Below are 18,102 nucleotides of genomic sequence, written 5' to 3'. Positions count from 1 at the left end.
TCCGATGAAATATCTCCTGCCCACCATCCTTGCCGCGTCGATGTTATCGGGCTGCGGCGCAGTCGGCCGACTCAACAATGTCGGGAAACCGCCGCGCATGAGTGAAGCGGAGACGCCGGTCGCACCGCATATCATCCCTTCTATCGGCAACCAGGCGGCGGCGGGCCGCGCCGGGGCCAGCTCCCCGGCCGAGACTGCCCCGACGGGCGCATCGCTCTTCCGCACCGGCGCGGGGGCCTTTTTCCGCGACCAGCGTGCATCTCGCGTCGGCGACATCGTCACCATCCGGATCAATATCGCCGACAGCGCGAGCGTGGACAACAGCACGACACGGACCCGCACCGGCAGCGAAACCGGCGGCATCGCCGGGCTACTCGGGCTGGAGAGCCAGATCGGCAAGATCCTGCCCGGCAATCCCGATCCCGGCGAGCTGGTGGATACAAGTTCCGCTTCTAGCGCGATCGGTACGGGCAGGACGTCGCGCAACGAACAGATCAACATGACCATGGCGGCCTCCGTGGTCGATGTGTTGCCCAACGGCAATTTGCTGATCCGGGGGCGACAGGAGGTTCGCGTCAATTATGAGTTGCGCGAGTTGATCGTCACCGGAACCATCCGGCCCGAGGACATCGCCCGCGACAACAGCATCCGTCACAGCCAGATCGCCGAGGCGCGGATCAGCTATGGCGGTCGCGGCCAGTTGACCGATGCCCAGCAGGCGCGCTGGGGCCAGCAGATCTACGACGCGCTTTTTCCCTTCTGAGCCTCGCCCCACCTTCCCGCGTGCCAGCGCGGGAAACCTTGCCTGGGCCCGCATCCAGTGGATGCGGGCCTTTTCGTTCCCGCGCAGGACTGCGAGAAATAAAAATCGCTGCGGGGAACGGCCGAACCAAATCCCTTCCTAGAATGAAGCATGACCCGCAGAAATTGGGTCATGCGGGTGGCAGCGCTCTCCTGCCACAGGCCGCAGAAGTCGGCCTTTTTATTCTAGAAGGAATGAAGAAATGGCGTTTTCGGTTAACACCAATGCTGGTGCAATGGCGGCTCTTCAGAGCCTGAACGCGACCAACAACAAGATGGATGTCACGCAAAGCCGTATCAACACCGGTCTGGCTGTCAGCTCGACCAAGGATGACTCGGCGAAATACACGATCGCACAGACTCTCCGGGGCGACCTGGGCGGCCTGAGCGCGGTGACCTCCTCGCTCAACAATGCGAAGAGCGTGACCGACACCGCGATCGCTGGTGCCGAACAGATTTCCGATCTTCTGAACCAGATGAAGTCGAAGGCCTATGAGGCGGCGGACGCCGGCCTCGACGCCGATAGCCGCACCGCTATCGACAAGGACTTCACCGCGCTGAAGGAACAGATCAGCACGATCATCGAATCGTCGGAATTCAACAACACCAACCTGCTCGACTCCGCCTTCACGGGCACGACCTCGGTCGCCGCCCTCCAGTCGCTGAAGGTCGCGACCGGTACCGACACGCTGGACGTCGCCAACCAGTCGTTCGACACGGCTGTCTATGACGTCATCGACGCGTCGGACGTCAGCAGCCAGGCCAACGCCGAAGCGATGGTCGCAACGATCGATACCGTGATCTCGACCGTCAACACCAGCCTGAGCGATCTCGGCGCGGCTTCGCGCAAGATCGAAGGTCAGCAGAGCTTCACCAGCAAGCTGTCCGATGTGGTGACCGCCGGTATCGGCAATCTCGTCGACGCCGACCTGGCGAAGGAATCGGCGAACCTTCAGGCCCTGCAGGTCCAGCAGCAGCTGGGCGTCCAGGCCCTGTCGATCGCCAACCAGGCGCCGCAGACGATCCTGTCGCTGTTCCGTTAAGGTCCAGCCGGCCCTTCCGCCCCCCAAGACAGAAGGGCCGATCGTCCGGGAGGCCGGGATGGTTCGCCATCCCGGCCTTTTTCGCGCCACGCCCCCCTTGGGCAGCCTCTCTTCCGCCTCGCGCCGCTGATCGGATCCCGGCTGCGCACGACTGATCAACCATCTGGAAATGGAATGGATATGATTGCAATTCTCGATAATTGGCGGCTGCCCAAAAAGCTGCTCGCCGCCTTCTCACTTCTCGGCCTCCTCCTCTGCGTGGTCGGCTTCAACGGCTATTATTCGACCAAGGAACTCGACGCAGTCGCGCAGCGGCATCTCAGCCGCGGTCTGGCCGGCATGTCCGGCCTCACCGACATCATGGGCAATGTCAAGGAACAGCGGATCGTCGTCTATAGCTACTACAACGCGGTGGACGGGAAGGAAGAAGCCAACCTGCGCGAACGGCTCGACAAGGGCGCTGACAAGCTCGCCAAGTCCATCGAAGCCTACGCACAGGTTGCGGGCGACGATTTCAAGGCGGAAGTCGACTCGCTGCGTCAGAAGGTCGCCGACCTGAACCAGACCAACGAGGATATCTTCGCCCTGCGCACCGACGGGGATCTGGCCGGAGCCATGGCGCTCATAAAGGATGAGGGCAAGACGCGCTCGCGCGCGGTCATCGACCAGACCGAGAAGCTGATCGACATGTCGCGCGCACGATCCAGCAAGGCGGCCGAAGCAGGGTCGGCGACCGCTGCCTCCGCTATCATGCTGTCCGTTCTGCTAGCACTGGCGAGCCTGGCCGGCATCGCAGCAATCTGGTTCGTCATCAACCGCTCTGTCGCGCTGCCCATGTCGCGCATCGCGTCCGTCACAACCACCCTGGCCGAAGGTGGCAAGGCCGACATTCCCTATCGCGATCGCAAAGACGAGATCGGCGACATTGCCGGTGCGCTCGACCATTTCCGGGCGGCTGCCGAAGCCCGAGCGGAAGCCGACTCGCGCGCTGCAGCCGAACAGCGCATCGTAACCACGGCCCTTCGCGACAGCCTCTCGGCGATGACCGAGGGTGATCTGAGCCGCACGATCAACGCTGATTTCCCACCAGCCTATGCCGAACTCAAAACCAATTTCAATGCCGCGCTCGGCTCGCTACGCGAACTGATCGGAGCCGTCGCCGAAAGCGCTGTCGCCATCCGCACCGGATCGGGCGAAATCGCCCAGGCATCAGAGGATCTGGCGCGTCGCACCGAAAGCAATGCCGCGAGCTTGGAAGAAACGTCTGCGGCGATCACGCAGATGGACGGCCGGTTGCGCGCCACTGCAGCCGCTGCCAGCCGCACCGTACAGCGCGCTGATGGCGCCATGGCGGTGGTCGATTCGGGCCGCAGCATCGCCGACGAGGCAGTGCAAGCCATGGGCCGGGTCAGCGAAAGCGCCAAGGGTATCGACAGCGTGATCGAGGGCCTGGACAAGATCGCTTTCCAGACGCGCGTTCTGGCCATGAACGCCGCCGTCGAGGCGGGCCGTGCCGGCGATGCGGGTCGTGGCTTCGCGGTGGTGGCTGACCTCGTGTCCGCACTTGCCATGCGCTCCGAGGAAGAAGCAAAGCGTGCCCGTGAGCAGCTGACCGCAACCCAGACCGACATCGGCACCGCCGTCGGTGCAGTCCAAAAGGTCGACGGCGCGCTGCAGAATATCTCTGCCGATGTGTCCGAGGTCCATACGCTGCTGAGCGACATCGCTACCGACAACCAGGCTCAGTCCTCGACCATCACTCAGATCAGCGCCGCCATTGGAACGATGGATCAGGCCACGCAGCAAAATGCCGCTATGGTTGAGCAAACATCGGCCGCCGCACGCAACCTGAGCAGCGAGGTGACCGCACTGGCCGATCGCGCTTCCATGTTCAGCATCGGCGACAATCCGGGACGCGCGGCCGCGTCCGCCAACCGCCCTGCCCCGGTCAGCTTCGCGCCTGCCGCAAACAGCGCGCCCAAGCCGCTGAGCGCGCGCGCCACCGCAGACGACTGGCTGGATTTCTGAGCCAGGAGATATCGGTGCATCCCACGGCTCCAGGATTTCCCCAGGTCCCTTCTAGAATAGGGCTTCGGACATATTCTGAAATTCGCGGGACGCACGCGAGGGTTAATCCGTCCTGGTCAGCGGTTCCTCCCCCTCCCCATGCCGCTGACCCCTGAACCTTGGCCCCCAGCATCAGCTGGGGGCTTTTTCATGACCTCCCGACGGGCAACTCATCCGCCCGCCTGTTTGCCGATATTAAATGGGCAGCATTCCGCCAGGAAACAGCGGCGATCCGGCACAATCGCAAGTGCCTTGTGGCTTAGCGACACGATCTCTGTCTCCGCTGAGGGGCACGACATTGAATACCGAAGAAGAAACACAAGCAGGAAGAGATCATCGGCGGGCCGGGTGAAGTTAAGACTTTGCTCGCGAGGACCCTGCGTCCTCGTTCCGAACCCCGGCATTGCCGCCACGCCATCGACTGGCGCAGACCCTTTTCGTCCAAAACGGCTTTGCTCATGGCCGTATCCCCATCGCCATGACGATCCCGACGGACAGCAGCGCGCTGCCCCAGATGACCCGCGCGACCTTCCACAGACGCTGCTCATGAAAGGTCCACAGACCCAGCGAAGCGAAGATCAGAAAAGACAGGATCATACCCCAGAGCGTCGCTTCGACCCGTGCGATCGGCAGCAGGCGGCTGCCCAGCGAAGCAAGGCCTGCCGCCGCCGCATAGCCCCCAACCAGCGCCGTGACGCAGCGGGCCGTCATGCGCCAGGCGCAACGCGACGACAGAAAAGACGGTAATAGGCTTTGGCTGTTCACGCCGGTCCCCTGTGACTTGTGCGCTTGCGCATGGCGAGACATGACTCTAGAGGCAATCGCGAATCATTATCATTCGCAATCAAGAGGGGGATACATGCGATATCATCAGCGGGCCGCGTTGCTGGCAGCGACGGCCGTGGCTCAGTTGCTGGCGTCCGGCCTCGCCAATGCGGAGGAGTCCGCCGAAGCTAATGCCGACACCATCATCGTCACCGGCATCAACGACAGCAAGGCGAGCACCGGAACCAAGACGGATACGCCGCTGATCGCCACCCCGCAGAGCATCACCATCATCGACCGGGAAGAACTGACCCGCCGCAACGCGCTGTCGATCAACGAGGCGCTGGGCTATGTCGCGGGCGTATCGACCAACCAGCGCGGCGCACTGGCGACCCGTTACGACCAGTTGGTGCTGCGCGGTTTTTCCCCCGGCGTCTTTCTGGACGGCATGCGCCTGATCGCAGGCCCCTATTCCACGCCGCAGATCGATTTCAACCGCATCGACCATATCGACGTGGTGAAGGGCCCCGCCTCCGTTCTCTATGGCAATTCCACACCCGGCGGCCTGGTCAATTTGACCAGCAAGATGCCCGAAGCGACCACTTTCGGCCGGTTCGAAGGGCAGATCGGCAATTATGACACGTTCCGCTTCGCGGGAGACGTCAATCAGCTGCTCGATGCCGAAGGACGACTGAGGGCCCGTCTGGTCGCAGGCTGGCAGAAGGGGGACAATCTGGCGCAGGGCACTTTCAGCGAGCGCTGGCACGTCAGCCCGATGCTGACCTTCTCCCCGGACGATGCGACCAGCCTGACCCTGGTCGCCACCTATCAACATACGCCCCATGGCGGCGGCTATTCGGGCACGCCTGCTGCTGGCACTGTGCTGCCCAACCCTTTTGGCACGCTGCCGCGCAACATGAATACCGGCGATCCGGGCTATGAGCGCTACGACCATAAGGCGAAGTCGATCGCGGCCTTTTTCCGCCACGATTTCGACGAGCATCTGAGCTTCGCATCGAATTTCCGCTACCAGAGCAACAAGCTGTCCTACCGCCAGATTTATACTTCGGGCTTCGCCACGACCGGCACCGGCACCAACCGCAACAGCGACTATTCGACCATCGTGCGCGGCGGCGGCGGCGCGGATGAAGATTTCAATACGCTGACGATGGACAATCATCTGAACGCGAAGTTCGCGACCGGCTTCATCCAGCATAGCTTGCTGGTCGGCGTCGACTATCAGCGCATCACCGGCGAGAATGTGCAGCAATTCAACAGCGGCGTGACCAGCAATCCGCTAACCAGCATACCCAATCTCAGCCTGTTCGCGCCGGTCTATGGCGGTACGTTGCCGAGCTTCGACCTGAAAATTCTGTCCGCCAGCTACACCAACACCTATGGCAAGCGCGATCAGCTGGGCGTCTATTTCCAGGATCAGATGGCGATCGGCCGGTTGCAGTTGATCGCCAGCGGCCGTCAGGACTGGTATGAGCAGACCTCGCTCAACCTCAACCCGACAACCGCCGCCGCCCGCGCCGCGCCGGTGACGAAGCTGGTGCAGAGCGCCTTCACCATGCGTCTGGGGGCGCTGTACGAGTTCGAATTCGGCCTGTCTCCCTATGTCAGCTATTCGGAATCCTTCGAACCGCAGGCGGGCACCAGCTATGTAACGGCGACCGAAACTGCGCCCTTCGTGCCGATCACCGGCCATCAATATGAGGCGGGTCTGAAATATCAGCCCAAGGGGATCAATGCGATGTTCACCGCGTCGATCTATCAGCTCAAACGGCAGGGCAATCCCGTTTCTGATCCACGCGCGGGAACCGGCGGCATCCCTGCCAACGCCACAGTCCAGATCGGGGAGACGCGGGTGCGCGGCGGCGAGTTCGAAGGGCGCGGCGAAGTGATCCCCGGTTTCGACATCGTCGCGACCGCTAGCTATACCGACGCGGTCATAACCGAAGGAACCCCGGCAATCGCCGCGACCGCGACAAACAGCGGCACGCCGACGACTACCGGCACGCGTCAACTGGGCACGCCGAAATGGAACGCATCGACCTTCCTCTCCTATGATTTCGGTAAGGCGAATAACGCCGCAGGCGCCCTGTCCGGCCTCAGCTTCGGAGCGGGCGTGCGCTATGTCAGCGGATCGGACGGCACCACCAACTATGCGGTCATCAGCGGCGTGACGACCTTCCAGCGCTTCCATACCGAAAGCTTCGCGCTGGTCGATGCGATGCTGGGCTATGACCTGTCGAAGCTGGGCCTCAAGGGCTGGAGCGCGTCGATCAACGCCGCCAATCTGTTCGACAAGACCTATATCAGCGCCTGCCCCTTCCTTAACAGCTGCTATTACGGCGGCCCCCGGACGGTGGTCGGATCGCTCCGCTTCGACTGGTAGTAATGCGCCGCGCGGCTACACAGCGCCGCCCTGCCTTAATCGCTTGTGACGCAAGTCCGATGGCCAACGCCCCATCGCAGCCGTCCAGCAGCCCATGTATTGTTCCCAAGTGCGGTCAGTCCGGTTTTCCGTCTTCCACTGCGTTGATCGAGAGCCGGATAGTCTGCTGCACAGTCATACCATCCGGCTCTCGAGGTACCAACCTCAGATCTGGACCTGCCCGCCATCGACGAACAGTTCAACGCCGTTGACGAAGCTGGCATCATCCGAGGCGAGGAACAGCACCGCTTTCGCAATTTCCTCTGGCTGGCCGATGCGGCCGGCGGGGATCAGGCTGGCCAGATAATCCTTCGTGCCCTCGGCCTGATCGCCGCCGCCGAACAGATGGTCGAGGCCTGCAGTATCCGTCACGCCGGGACTAATCGCATTCACTCGAATATGCCGGTCCTTGAGGTCGAGGATCCAATTGCGCGCGAAGTTGCGGACCGCCGCTTTGGTCGCCGAGTAGACGCTGAAGGCCGGCGTACCCGAAACACTGGTGGTTGAACTCGTCAGGATTACCGAGGCGCCGTCCTTCAGGAGCGGCAGCGCCTTCTGTACCGTGAAGAGGACGCCCTTCACATTGGTGTCGAAGGTGGCCTGATAATGCTCCTCGGTGATCGAACCGAGGGGCGCCATCTCGCCGCCGCCCGCATTGGCGAAGACCACGTCGATCTGGCTGTGCTGCTGCTGGACGGCATCGTAGAGCCGGTCGATGTCGGCCAGTTGCGCCATGTCGCCGCGCACGCCCGTCACCCGGCCGCCAATCTGCTTGACCGCCGCATCCAGGGCGTCCTGGCGGCGGCCGGTGATGAACACCGAAGCGCCTTCTGCCGCGAAGGCCCTTGCGGTAGCGAGGCCGATGCCGCTGGTGCCGCCGGTCACTACCACCACCTTGTTGTCGAACTTGTTCGTCATCGTCTGTCTCCTTTGAAGTTCCGGCGAAGCACCGGTGCCCTTCGTAAATGCGGCGAGAACGATGGTGCGTGTAGACGCCAATTATGGCACTTAGCGTTCCACTGGAGGAACGATGATGCGAACCGATCTCAACGACTATGCCTATTTTGCGGAGGTGGTAGCGCATGGCGGTTTTGCTGCGGCGGGCCGCGCCCTGCGCGAACCCAAGTCGAAACTCAGTCGGCGCATCGCGGGACTGGAGGAGCGCCTTGGCTTGCGGCTGATCGAGCGATCCAGCCGGCGCTTTCGCGTGACCGACACCGGTCAGGCCTTTTACGAGCGATGCCGCGCCATGCTGGTCGAGGCGGAGCAGGCGGAGGCGCTGGTCATGCAGGCGCGGGCCGAACCGCATGGCCGCATCCGCTTCAGCTGCCCGACGGGCATGATCGAGGCCATATCCGGCCTGATCTCTTCCTTCCTTGCCCTTTATCCCAAGGTGAGGCTCCAACTTGTCGCGACGGATCGCGCCATCGACCTGATCGAGGAACGGATCGACCTCGCCCTGCGCGTGCGCGCAAGCCTCACCAGCGACGCCGCGCTGACGATGCGATCGCTGGGGACATCGACCCGCATCCTCGTCGCCAGCCCTGGCATGGCAAACCAGGTGAGCAGCATCGAGCAATTGGCCTTCCTCCCAGCGCTGGCGACTCATGACGCGGCGGACGATCTCGAATGGCATCTGGAGGCTCAGGACGGACGCAAGCATGTCGTCCGGATCGAACCCCGCATGGGCTGCACGGACATGGCCGCAGTGCGCAACGCCGCCATCGACGGTCTGGGAATTGCGATCCTGCCCGATCACGTCTGTCGCGAGGCCCTACTTGCCGGCAGGCTCGTCCATATCCTGCCCGACTGGCGCAGCCTGCAAGGGATCGTGCATCTGGTCTTCACAACACGCAGGGGCCTGCCGCCAGCCGTCCGCGCGCTGATCGATCATCTGGCAGCGGTTTTTCCGCGCGATATGGGAGCGCAAGGACTTTGACGATGGCCGCCGGCCAGCAATTCCGGTAGAGTCAGGAAGTGGCGCGGTGTCGTGCGGCGCGCCTGTGGGGCTTGCCAGACGGTCCGTTTCCACTCCCTGCTCATCGAACCGGACGTGCAGATCTCCCGCATCCGGCTCTCGGACAAGACATCACGCCTTCACCCACGGCGGGCCGCGGCCACGTTAGCCAGACGCACGAGGCCGAAGCGCTCGTATTATAGCGCGACGATCTGGGTGAGAAGCTTGCGTCAATCAGGATGAGAACTGATCGTCGCGGTGTTCATGTGGTGCCTGCTTTGATTGACGCTGGCAAGCGCTACTCGGAGGTCTGATTGTCGGCGCGCGACATTTCCTCGGTCGACTTGATTGTCGCAAAGGTCGGTGGCCGGCCAGCGCGTGATTGACGCTGGATCGCGGAACGGCGGCGATAGCTTTCGACATTCATCTCGAAGATCGTCGCATGGTGAACAAGGCGGTCCACAGCGGCGAGCGTCATGGCGGGATCCGGGAAGACCCGGTTCCATTCGCCAAAAGGCTGGTTGGCGGTGATGAGCGTGGAACGGCGCTCGTACCGGGCGCTGATCAGCTCGAACAGGACGGATGTTTCGGCCTGATCCTTGGTCACATATGCGAGATCATCGAGCACCAGCAGATGATATTTGTCGAGCTTGGCGATCGCGGCCTCCAACGCGAGTTCGCGGCGCGCGACCTGGAGTTTCTGGACCAGATCGGAGGTGCGGGCGAACAGGACGCGCCAGCCATTTTCGATCAACGCCAGGCCGATTGCGGCCGCCAGATGAGTTTTGCCGCCACCCGGCGGACCGAAGAGAATGAGATTAGCGCCTTTTTCCAGCCAGCCATCGCCCGAACACAGCGCCGTGACCTGCGCGCGCGAGATCATCGGCACCGCATCGAAGGCGAAGCTGTCGAGGGTCTTGCCCGGTGGCAGGCGGGCTTCGCCCAGATGCCTTTCGACGCGGCGGCGATCCCGTTCGGCGATCTCATGCTCGGCAAGCGCCGCAAGCAGCCGGGCGCCGGGCCAGCCTTCCTTGTCGGCCCGCGTGGTGAAGTCGGACCAGATCAGTTTAATCGCCGGCAGGCGCAGATCGTTGAGGATAAGGCTGAGCCGCTGGGCGTCGATAGCGGGTGCACTCCGGCTCATGCGGCTTCTCCCGTCAGAAGATCATCGTAGATGGCAAGGGGGACCAGTTCCACAACGACATCGGGAAGCGCTGCTGGATCGGGTGCAAAGCGTTTCCGCAAGGCATCCATATCAGGCAGGCGGTCGGCGGCTATGTCGGCGGCCAGCAGTTCTGCGAGTTCGGCTTCGCAGGCCCGCTCATGCGCCATGGCCAGCAGTTCGACCATTTGCCGGCAAGCGACCCGATCGGGCAACGCGGTGATGAGCCGATCGAAGGTCTGTCGATAGGCCTCTCGTGGGAACAACTGGTCACGATAGACCAGCTTGAGAAGCGCCATGGGTTTGCGCCGCAGGCTATGGATGACGTGACGATAATCGGCCACATGGCCGTGCGCGCCGTTGTTGAGGGATCGTCCCCGCTGCAGCGTCATCAGGTGCGTGCCGCCGACGAAGAGGTCGAGCCGATCGTCGTAAAGCCGAACCCGTATCCGGTGCCCGATCAGCCGTGAGGGTACGGTGTAGAACACCTTGCGAAGGGTGAAGCTGCTGGACGAGGTGATCGTGACGACTTTCTCCACATAATCGCTGGTGCGGGCGTCAGGCAACGGCTGCAGTGCCGCGCGCTCGGCGTCGATGCGCGGGCCGTTGCGACGGTTCTTGCGGCTGACGATCTCGTCAATGAAGTGCCGGTAGCTCGCCAGATCATCGAAGTCCCGCGATCCGCGCATCAGCAGCGCGTCCTTTATCGCCGCCTTCAGATGCCCGTGCGGACTTTCGATCCCCCCATTCTCATGGGCAACGCCGCGGTTATTGCGCGTCGGCGTCATGCCATAATGTTCACACAGGGCGTCATAGCGCAAAGTCAGATCCTGCCGGGCATCGGCGTCCAGGTTACGGAACGCGGCCGACAGGCTGTCGCTGCGATGCTCGGTCGGGGCGCCACCGACCGCCCACAGCGCATTTTGCAGCCCCTCGGCAAGGGCAACATAGCTCTCGCCGCCCAGGATCACATGGGCGTGTTCGAAGCCCGACCACAACAGTCGGAAATGGTAGAGGCGGTGATGGAGCGGCACACCAGCGACCGTCACCTCCTCATCCTTCATCTCGGTGAAGTCCGACAGGCCGAGCCGCCCTGGCTCATGCGTCTGTCGGAAGATTACCTCCTGTTCGGGGCCGTGGATCGCTCGCCACGCCCGGATACGTCGTTCCAATGTTCGCCGGATGCCCGCATCGAGATCGGGATGTCGGCGCAGCATCTCTTCGAAAATGGCAACCACCCGGATACCAGGCGCCGCCTGGAGCAAGGGCACGACCTCTTCCTCGAATATCCCGGCTAATGGGTCTGGTCGCCGCCGCTCTCGCTGCGCCTGCCTCTGCGATGGAAGCCGAGGGTCTCCCTCGATGCGATATGCTGTCGCCGTGCTGATACCGGCCTTGGCCGCAGCCACCGGAACGGCATGGGTATGTCGGAGCTTCATGTAGAGCCTCATCTGATGATCGTTGACGTGGCGGCCCGGCATCCGCGGCATCCCCTCTCGCGAAGTTATGCCTCAAAGTACCTGACCGGCCGCAACCATCAGAAACGCCCCCGAAAAAGGGCGCCATCGCCACCTGCTGATCCGGCTCCGGGCTACGCCCTACGCCGGATCAGCAGGTGGCGATTCTCATCTTGATTGACGCTGCTCTCTCATCCTGATTGTCGCGCGGCACTCGTATAGCTCAGGGTCGTGATAGGCTCCCTCTCGCCGTCGTCTGGTCTTGTATTTGGCGCGCAGCCACCGACGCAACCGCACCACTGCGTAGCTGTCGACGGCCCGATATGCTCTGCTCGTAGTGCCAACCGAGAAGTAGTTGGCCCATCCGCGCAGCACCCGGTTCATCTTGGCCACCAGATATGTGGTATCCTGCCATGTACGCGCTCGGTCCGTAAGCTCGTGGATCGTTGCGACCACGCGCTGTATGCTTTTCTTTGATGGCCGGTAGCCCATGTAGGCTTTGCCGGTTTTCGCGGAGTACATCCGACCGAACGTGTATCCCAGAAAGTCGAACGTCTCTTCCGGCACCTTGCAAATGCGCGTCTTGTCCTCATTCACCGTCAGCTTCAGCTTCTCCATGAGTTGCCGCATATGATCGAGCGCGGCTTCCGCCTTGCCCTTCTCACACAGGATCACGAGGTCGTCAGCATAGGTGATGAGCCGCGAGCCGAGGCGTTTCCCAAGGCCAAGCTTCCGCCATCCCAGCACGAACCGGCGCATGTAGATATTCGCCAGCAGCGGTGAGATGGGTGAACCTTGCGGAATGCCGCGCCGCCGGTCCCGCACCTGCGTCGTTCGCTTCTTCCGGCCCTTGTCGTCCGTTTCCTCGACAGCGCATTCCAGCCAGGACTTGATTAGATGCAGCACACGCGGATCGACGATCCGACGCGACACTGATTTCATCAGTTCAAGGTGGGGGATGCTGCCGAAATAGTCGGCAAGGTCGGCGTCCACGACATCCGGTCGGCCACGGAACAGCTGCTCTTCCACCTCAACCACGGCCTGCTGGGCGTTGCGCCCAGCACGATAGGCATAGATCTCCGGTGGGAGGTCGGCTTCAAAGATCGGCTCAAGCACCAGCATCGCTGCTGTCATGCAGACCCGGTCCCGCACGGTGGAAATGCCCAGCGGCCTGAGTTTGCCGTTGGCTTTTGGTATGTAGACACGTCTGATCGGTTCCGGCCGGTACGTCTCCTCCCTGAGCGCAAGCGCCAGTTCCGCCAGCCACCGCTCGGCGCCATATTCCTCGATGTCCGCAAAATCCTGTCCATCCACGCCCGGCGCGCCCTTGTTGGAGCGACACTGGGCATAGGCATGGGCCAGAATGTCATCGCGGCTGATCTTGTCGTACAGCGCGTAGAAACGATAGCCAGCGGCCGCGTCCCATCGCATGGTGTAACAGCGTCATTGTGGGGCTTGAGGTGCAGGGAGCGTAGCGACCGGAGCCTCAAGCCCCAGCAATGACATGGCCCCTGTCTTGGCGGCCATCGCCGATCTTCGGTAGAGTTCGGGTTGCGAAACCAATGAACCTATCGGAGACGACGATGACCACGGACAGAATGGCGCTTATCGAGCTGGTTGAAAAGGGCGCAGACGCAGATCTCGTACGCGAGATGTTGGCCTTCGCTGCTGAAAGGATGATGGAAGCTGAGGTGCAGGCGCTGACCGGCGCTCCCCATGGTGCTCGAGACCCCGCAGTGCGGGAGGTTCAGCGCAACGGCTATCGTGAGCGCTCCTGGGAAACCAGGGCCGGCCATATTGATCTGGAGATTCCCCGCCTTCGCAAGGGGTCCTATTTCCCGTCCTTCCTTGAACCCCGCCGTACCGCTGAGAAGGCGCTGACCGCGGTCATTCAGGAGGCCTATGTACAAGGCATCTCGACCCGCTCGGTCGATAATCTGGTGAAGGCCATGGGCCTCACAGGCATCTCCAAGAGCTCCGTCAGCAGGCTGGTCGAGGAGATCGACGAGCGGGTCAACGCCTTCCTGAACAGGCCGATAGAAGGCGAATTTCCGTACGTCTGGCTCGATGCCACCTACATAAAATCCCGCCAGGGGGGCAGGATCCTGTCGACGGCGACAATAATCGCTGTCGGGGTGAGCACCGATGGCCGGCGTGAGGTGTTGGGCGTCGCCACTGGCCCCACCGAGGCGGAGACCTTCTGGAAGGGCTTCTTGCGGTCTCTCGCCGATCGCGGGCTGCGGGGCGTCAAACTTGTCATCGCCGATGATCACAAAGGGCTGCGCGCCGCCGCCAGCAAGGTCTTCCATGCTACCCTGCAGCGCTGCCGAATCCACTGGATGCGCAATGCCCTCGCGCATGTGTCGACCAAGCAGCGGCCTGCGGTCACAGCGATGATCAAGACGATCTTTGCCCAGGAGACCTCTCAGGAGGCCCATAAGCAGTGGCAGACAATTGCCGACGCCTTACGCGACCGCGCTCCCAAACTCGCCGAAATGATGGACGCCGCACGAGAAGATGTCCTCGCCTATACTGCCTTCCCGAAGGACCATTGGCCCCAGATCTCCAGCACGAATCCTCTCGAGCGCCTCAACGGCGAGATCAAAAGACGGTCCGATGTCGTCGGCATCTTTCCCAATCATGCGGCCGTGATCCGCCTCGTCGGCGCCCTGATGCTCGAACAGCAGGACGAGTGGGCCGTATCACGCCGATACATGAGCCTTGAAAGTCTCGCCCCAGTCAGCGACAATCCTCTCATCAAGCTGCCCGGCGTGGCGGCCTGATCCAGTCCGATCCTCTACCAAGGATCCGCGCTGTTACACCATCCCGCGGGGCACGATCATAGCCAGCTTCTGCCTTCGCTTTCGCGTGCAACGCCTTCTGCAGTTTCTGGACGCTTTTGCCGAGTTGATAGGTTTCCCAATCTCCTGCCCCTCACCACTTGTTGCGTTCATCTTGAACTGAGGCTCCTTCCCTCCACCGGCATTACCCGACTTCCTCGGTACTACGGGCCTCTCCGCCACCCCATCGCGCCCGTCCCATCCCTCGCGGGCGTCCGGTTGCCGATCCCTCGGCACGCCATGGGGCTTCCCGTGTTGCGTGCACTTTCCTTGCGTACATGCTGTCGCCACTACCCCGGTGCAGCAGACGGGCTCAAACGTCGCTCAAACTCGCCCGTCCATATCAACCTTCCCCGTAAGGGTTAACGGGTCGGCCTGCACATCGTCCTTTTCGAGGATTGCTCAGCGTTCACTCACGTTACGGCCTGTACGCTCGCACGGTCACCTACGTGACCGTCATCCGGGGGCTTCAGACATATCGTCACCTCCATGCCTGCCCCGGTTGCTTCCGGCTGGAGCGTCGCCGGGTGGGCCTTTCACCCACTCTTATGTTCGTTTTCAAGAGCCTTCGGCATGATGATGTCCTTTCCGCCCGAGATGACGAAATCCAATTTGTGAAGCTCATGTGCAGAGTAGGGAGCAGGGCTTTCGACGACGGTTGGCATACTCTTATGCGCGGGTTGGCTACCGCATATCCGTATGTTCGTCTGGGGCTGCCTCTGTCTAGAATCGGGCATAGACTTTTAGTCCGCCACATAGTGGGTACGAGGATTCCCCACCGGGGCCCTGCTCCCAACTTTGCACATCAAGCAGATGATGACGCTGGTTCTTGCTCCTTTCTCGTGACCGTTTACCGATGATGAGCCTTCATGCCTCAGCGGTGGGAGCCACCTCTTGCCCGATTGCCCAGAGGAAGGCGGCCATCTCCCGCGCGATTGCTGTGACCGCGACGGTCTTAAGCTTCCCGGCCTGGATCAGCTTTCGATAACGTGCGCAGAGCCTGATTTGCCCTTTCCATGCGATCTCGCGAACGGAGCGTGGTAGCCCTTCCAACCGTGCCTGGATCGTCTGGCTCACCCGGGCGGGAAAGCGGTAGGTCCATGCGCCTTCGATCAGCACGCGGCGAGCCCGCTTGTTGCCGGCCTTGGTGATGCCCCCGCGCTTCACCCGCTCGCCCGTTGAACTCTCGGATGGTACAAGCCCGAGATACGCCATCAACTGCGGCGCTGTTTCGAAGCGTCGTATATCGCCGATTTCCACGACAAAGGTGACGGCGTTGATGAACGCGATACCGCGCATCGCCTGGTAGGCTTCAACCACAGGTGCCATGGACCAGGACGCGGCTATCTCAGCGACCTGCTTGGTCAGCCTATCTTCTCGGACACCCGCATCCTCGATAGCCTGGATATATTCGACGAGCACGATGTGATGGGCGGGATGGGTGAAGCTCTGCGCTGCCAGCCAACGAAAATGCGCCCGTGTCCACGATGTGCGTCCCGGGAAAATCCGGCCATGGCGCAAGAGGAAGGACTGCAACTGCTGGCGAGCCTTCTTCAGCGCGTCATGGGCGCACTCACGAGCGCGGACAAGGTCGCGTACAGCCTCATGTGCTTCGTCCGGAACCCAGACGGCAGTCAACTCGCCGGCGCGATGAAGCCGTGCCAGGCTGACGGCATCGCGCCTATTGGTCTTCACCCGATCACCGGGGCGTTTGGGAATTAGAGAGGGCGCCACGACCTGGCACTCATGCCCCAGCGCGATGATCTGGCGATACAGATCGTACCCCGTCGGGCCAGCCTCATAGCAGAAGTGAAGCTTCGCCCCACGCTTCGCCAACTTGCCCACCATCGATGCGACCGACGTCGGCTCGGCGGAGATGTCGCCGAAAAAGCGGACTTCGCCGTTCCGTTCCTTTTCCGCGACTGCAACCGAGATCTTCGCTTTCGATGTATCGAGTCCGATGAAAAGTTCGCTATACTCGTCCATGGTTCGCCCTCGCTTAAGCTTGGGGATAGGCGCCGGTCCGTCCGGCGTAACCCCCGTTTCCTGCTTACTCCGAGGGCGGGCCAACTTCGCCGCACGAACATACGGCCTAGAAAGTGCCGCCTTTGCACGGCGCACACCCTTTGCGGTCGTTCGGCCATCATTTTCCTCCGCCCAAGAACAGAAGGTCGGCTAACGCGACCGCCTGTCATATATGCGATATACCAAGCCTTGCTGGGGCTATTCAAACGGCCCCCTTGAGGCGGGGCATACCTGGTCCCGCCTCAACCTGGCTATTCAGGGCTTGCGCAATATGACTTCGTCCAAAGGCCCACCCGTCGCGGTGTAGGCACGATAGTGTAGCTGGTTTTGAGTGACGTCGATGACCTGATAGGCTTGTGTGCGCGAGGCCGACTTGCGTGCCCATGTCAGGCTGCCGACATCGTACATTTTCGGCCCCGCCACCGACACGGCATAGGTCGATCCAGCGTCATCGCGGGTGGGGCCGTCCGGCCCGATCGCGCCACGGGCATAGCCATGATCATGGCCCTGGAGCACAAGATCGACCTTATATTTGTCGACCAACGGCTTGAGCGCGGCCCGCACCTTGGGATTGTCCCGACCCGGCTCGCTGGAGAAGACCGGGAAGTGCAGGAACATTACCGTCCAACGGCTGGGATTGTGCGCCAGTACGCCGTCGAGCCATTTGATGATCGACGCGCGCGCCTTCTCGTCACGGTCCACCTGCATGGAATCGATCGAGATCAACCTTAGCCCCTGATAGTCGGTATACCAGTTGGTCTCGCGACTGGCGGGCACGTCCGCCGGGCCATCGTCCGGCAGCGTGAACTGTCGCCGCCACTGTCCGGTGATCGAGGAGCCGGCGCGTGCGGCCTCATCCCTCACATATTCATGATTGCCGGGCGTCGGCATCTGCGGCGTCTGTGCATAAAGGAAGCCGCCGGCGGCAAACCATTCGCCCCATTCGGTGTCGCTGTCATGCCGATTGACCAGATCGCCGGCATGGATGGTGAAGGCCGCGTCGCCCGCTTGGCGGAAGGCCATGCGCAACGTGCGCGAGGCTTCCGACAATATCTGGTTCTGCATGTCGCCCATATAGATGAAGCGGAACGGCTTCATCGCCTTGGCGGCGGTACGGAACTGGAACCATTCGGACCAGTATGTACCGTCGCCCACTCGATAGGCATAGACGCTGTCGGGCTGAAGTCCTTTCAGCACCGCCGAATGATATGCCGCACGGAAGGCCGGATCTTCGCGCACCGCCAGCGTGGCGTCGTCGGTGGCGGCGGCGATCGTCATCGGCGTCTTTACGAAGTCCGGACTTGCGGTCGCCACCGCATATTGGACCTGGCCCGCAAGGCCAGGGGCAGATCGCCAGGTGACCGCCATTTCGGTCGCCGGGTCGGCCGTCAGGTTGAGTATGATCCGCTCCGGCGCGACGGTTGCGGGGGCAAGCGGAGCCGAGGGTACGGCGGGGGCATCAACTGCCCCCGCCGCTCCGATGGGAAGCACGCTGCCGATCAGCAGCGCATGTACAAGGATACGGGTCGCAATCATCCTGTTTCC

General features: G+C 62.2%; 13 protein-coding genes. 6 read left to right on the top strand and 7 right to left on the bottom strand.

All coding sequences use genetic code 11. The annotated features are described in order from the left end of the window. The first annotated feature begins 4 nt into the window (after positions 1-4). The 3 genes from flgH to K3M67_RS21325 all read left to right on the top strand — a co-directional run bounded on the left by flgH (position 5) and on the right by K3M67_RS21325 (position 3,872). Complete coding sequence (flgH, locus tag K3M67_RS21335) at positions 5-763, top strand: flagellar basal body L-ring protein FlgH (RefSeq protein ID WP_285833363.1); 759 nt, start codon at positions 5-7, stop codon at positions 761-763. Positions 764-1,004: 241 nt separating this feature from the next. Then, entirely contained in the window at positions 1,005-1,844 is an 840-nt protein-coding gene (locus K3M67_RS21330) for a flagellin (RefSeq protein WP_066861149.1), read from the top strand. Between the two features lie 180 nt (positions 1,845-2,024). After that, on the top strand, positions 2,025-3,872 hold the full coding sequence (locus tag K3M67_RS21325; RefSeq protein ID WP_285833362.1) for a HAMP domain-containing methyl-accepting chemotaxis protein: 1,848 nt from the start codon (positions 2,025-2,027) through the stop codon (positions 3,870-3,872). 495 nt (positions 3,873-4,367) lie between these two features. Here K3M67_RS21325 and K3M67_RS21320 read toward each other — a convergent pair whose 3' ends face one another. Further along, entirely contained in the window at positions 4,368-4,622 is a 255-nt protein-coding gene (locus K3M67_RS21320; RefSeq protein WP_285833361.1) for a hypothetical protein, read from the bottom strand. A gap of 148 nt (positions 4,623-4,770) precedes the next feature. Here K3M67_RS21320 and K3M67_RS21315 point away from each other — a divergent pair, with 148 nt between their 5' ends. Then, positions 4,771-7,077: a TonB-dependent siderophore receptor gene (locus K3M67_RS21315; protein ID WP_285833360.1), complete on the top strand. Its 2,307-nt coding sequence runs from the start codon at positions 4,771-4,773 to the stop codon at positions 7,075-7,077. Positions 7,078-7,281: 204 nt separating this feature from the next. Here the strand turns inward: K3M67_RS21315 and K3M67_RS21310 are convergent, their stop codons facing one another. Then, on the bottom strand, positions 7,282-8,034 hold the full coding sequence (locus K3M67_RS21310; RefSeq protein WP_285833359.1) for an SDR family NAD(P)-dependent oxidoreductase: 753 nt from the start codon (positions 8,032-8,034) through the stop codon (positions 7,282-7,284). 115 nt (positions 8,035-8,149) lie between these two features. On the opposite strand from K3M67_RS21310, the gene K3M67_RS21305 reads away from it, so the two are divergent. Continuing rightward, on the top strand, positions 8,150-9,055 hold the full coding sequence (locus K3M67_RS21305; RefSeq protein ID WP_285833762.1) for a LysR family transcriptional regulator: 906 nt from the start codon (positions 8,150-8,152) through the stop codon (positions 9,053-9,055). Positions 9,056-9,371: 316 nt separating this feature from the next. On the opposite strand, the gene istB is transcribed toward K3M67_RS21305, so the two are convergent. From istB to ltrA, 3 genes are all read right to left on the bottom strand, one after another. Next, positions 9,372-10,217, bottom strand: a complete 846-nt coding sequence (gene istB / locus K3M67_RS21300) for an IS21-like element helper ATPase IstB (RefSeq protein WP_285832536.1) — start codon at positions 10,215-10,217, stop codon at positions 9,372-9,374. Next, a complete protein-coding gene (istA, locus tag K3M67_RS21295; RefSeq protein ID WP_502958892.1) occupies positions 10,214-11,716 on the bottom strand; it encodes an IS21 family transposase in 1,503 nt (500 codons plus the stop codon). The genes istB and istA overlap by 4 nt, the downstream gene beginning before the upstream one ends. A gap of 144 nt (positions 11,717-11,860) precedes the next feature. Next, positions 11,861-13,123 (bottom strand): group II intron reverse transcriptase/maturase, encoded by a 1,263-nt coding sequence (ltrA, locus tag K3M67_RS21290; RefSeq protein WP_285833358.1) that lies wholly within the window; start codon positions 13,121-13,123, stop codon positions 11,861-11,863. Between the two features lie 152 nt (positions 13,124-13,275). On the opposite strand from ltrA, the gene K3M67_RS21285 reads away from it, so the two are divergent. Beyond that, entirely contained in the window at positions 13,276-14,475 is a 1,200-nt protein-coding gene (locus tag K3M67_RS21285; protein ID WP_285833357.1) for an IS256 family transposase, read from the top strand. Positions 14,476-15,399: 924 nt separating this feature from the next. Here K3M67_RS21285 and K3M67_RS21280 read toward each other — a convergent pair. Together K3M67_RS21280 and K3M67_RS21275 are read right to left on the bottom strand one after the other, a co-directional pair. Further along, positions 15,400-16,518, bottom strand: a complete 1,119-nt coding sequence (locus K3M67_RS21280) for an IS110 family RNA-guided transposase (protein ID WP_043979582.1) — start codon at positions 16,516-16,518, stop codon at positions 15,400-15,402. Between the two features lie 294 nt (positions 16,519-16,812). After that, complete coding sequence (locus tag K3M67_RS21275) at positions 16,813-18,093, bottom strand: purple acid phosphatase family protein (protein WP_285833356.1); 1,281 nt, start codon at positions 18,091-18,093, stop codon at positions 16,813-16,815. Positions 18,094-18,102: the final 9 nt, after the last annotated feature.

This window comes from Sphingobium sp. V4, assembly GCF_029590555.1.
Lineage (GTDB): Bacteria > Pseudomonadota > Alphaproteobacteria > Sphingomonadales > Sphingomonadaceae > Sphingobium.
This window is presented reverse-complemented; position numbering and strand designations above follow the sequence as displayed.